The sequence below is a fragment of the Macrococcus brunensis genome (genome assembly GCF_004359615.1).
Lineage (GTDB): Bacteria > Bacillota > Bacilli > Staphylococcales > Staphylococcaceae > Macrococcus > Macrococcus brunensis.
The window spans coordinates 1-2,235 of record NZ_SCWA01000035.1; the positions used below are offsets into that span (position 1 = coordinate 1).

The 2,235-nt window shown below is 24.9% G+C and carries 2 protein-coding genes; both read right to left on the reverse strand.

Annotated features, from left to right (window positions below; translation table 11 throughout):
- Positions 1-82: 82 nt before the first annotated feature.
- On the reverse strand, positions 83-1,570 hold the full coding sequence (locus ERX27_RS11025; protein ID WP_165983159.1) for an N-6 DNA methylase: 1,488 nt from the start codon (positions 1,568-1,570) through the stop codon (positions 83-85).
- Between the two features lie 545 nt (positions 1,571-2,115).
- A partial coding sequence (locus tag ERX27_RS11030) for an IS3 family transposase (protein WP_165983039.1) occupies positions 2,116-2,235 on the reverse strand: 120 nt, incomplete at its 5' end.

Below are 2,235 nucleotides of genomic sequence, written 5' to 3' on the forward strand. Positions count from 1 at the left end.
TGTATTGGATTTGGATGTGTATTACTACCTCCAACCATTATAAAGGACTTTTTTTGTACAGAAAATAAATTTTTAGAATATTCTATTTAAAACCGTAGGTTGAAATATTTTTATGCAACACTAGTGAATCTTTATTTAACTCATATAAATCACGATTATAGGACTTTTTCAAAACATCTCTGGTTAAATACCACATTAACCTAACGATAGGCTTCGGTGTATAATATTGACCAAGTAGCCGTCTATATGTTTTTTTTGAAGAGTTATCTTCTTCTTGTTCAAGATAATGTTCATAAATATCTCCAAGAATATCTTGATTAATTTTTTTGAAATTTATATCGTTAAAAAGACGAATTAATTCTATAATAAGATCTGAAATTCTATCATCTTCTGAATCTAATACCCAATTATATATATCTTTTGAAAGTATAAAAGAATAGGATTTTAAATCATGTTGTTGAAAGTTAAATACATTAAAAAAATACTTTATTAAACTATCTTTACCTTCTTTTCTTTTTTGCTCTAATATACCATTTGAGATATATCTTCCGTTGATTTTACCCTCTATAAATTTGGTTGTTTTTGAGGCAGAATCTTCTAATATTCTTAAAAACATGGTTTTATTAATAATGTTATAAAGAGAAGTCAAAACGAAAGCATCTTTTTTCTCTCTATCATTTAAATACGCTTCAATTTCATTTATATCAAATTTTTTAGAATCTTCAAAAAAATCCTCTAAATAATTCATTTCAATTCCCCAAATCAGATAATTCATTATCGGAAGATACGTATCCTGTGAAATTAGTAATTTAAATGATTTGCTATTTATTTTATTTGCTCCTACACCCAATTGAGAATGAACATCTACTAATTTAATTTCAAAAATTGGGACTAATTGATTATTTAGACGAATCATTAAATGATAAAGTTCAAAAATAAAGTTTTTTCTGACATGAGGATCGTTAATTGAATTAGTGGTTGCAAAATCATCAGGATTTATAAATTTTTGATTTTCAAAAATTTTCTTGTAACTTAATATGGATAGTTCATTTAAAGTATTGGAATTTATATTTTCTAGATTAATTATCCTAAAAATATGTGAGTTGAATATTTTCTTTTCCGTTTCAGTGATTGAGGATAAGTTATTAAGTTTAATTTGTGAATGCTTCTTTAAATCAGTTGCATTGAAAATATATAATGTTTGATAATCTGTTAATACGATTAATCTTACTTTCGATTCATTATATTTGATATACCTTTTTAACTGTAAATAATCAATATTTTCTAGATTTTTTAGTGACTTGTAATTTTTTGTTTCTATGATGAACTGACTATAACTATGTTTTGATTTATATTCGTAATTACCAAAAACTCTTATATCAACACTTTTAGAACCTACTAAGCCATTTTGTGGAACATCTTGTAATAAGTTAGTTTCATCATAACCTAACGGCTTTAAAATATGGTTAATAAATATCGTTCTATCATTAATTTCGTAGCCACTATTATTTTTGTATGCATGTTTTTTCTCTAAAATATCATTATATTGGATCAGGTTTTCTAATATCATGAAGGTATCCCCCTGAGTATTGGTTTTACAAGAATATATACTGTTAGTTAAATATATCATTTTAGACGATATAATATAAACAGTTTATTAAACAAATAGCGATGATGTTATATTGTATAAGGTATTTGGAATTATATTTTCTGCTTTATATATAAGGATCCAAAATCATAAGAGCTCGCTTTTAGTCGCATAGTCTTGCTAATTTAATATCTTGTTCACCTAAGAGAACAGACAATCATATACTTAAAAAGCTTTAAATAGTAACGAGAATAAGAAAGAAGTAGAAGATTTGAATATTATCCCTCTACATAAAATAAATAATAATTTAAAATTATTTATTATTTGCTAGACTAATAAGTAGGCTTAAACACTGTTGAGTAATAATAAGAAAAGTGATATTATAAAGTATTTTATCAGGATATCTAAAAGTTTTAGTCAAGAAAATTTTTTAACTGATAATTTCTTTCCTTATTATATATAATATAGTGTATTGCTATTATACATATTATGAACGATATTATATTTCAAAGGGAAAATGTGGTCTGTCAACATAATATTGGACAGTTTTTATAGAATATTTCTTTATATTCCCTTGGTGTTAGATAATTTAATGCGCCGTGCGGCCTGACATTGTTATACCAGTTCACATAATCAAAAAGTTCAAT

Excerpts from the sequence above, each read along its gene's own strand:
- ERX27_RS11025 (WP_165983159.1), bottom strand. The coding sequence starts at position 1,570 with ATGATATTAGAAAACCTGATCCAATATAATGATATTTTAGAGAAAAAA.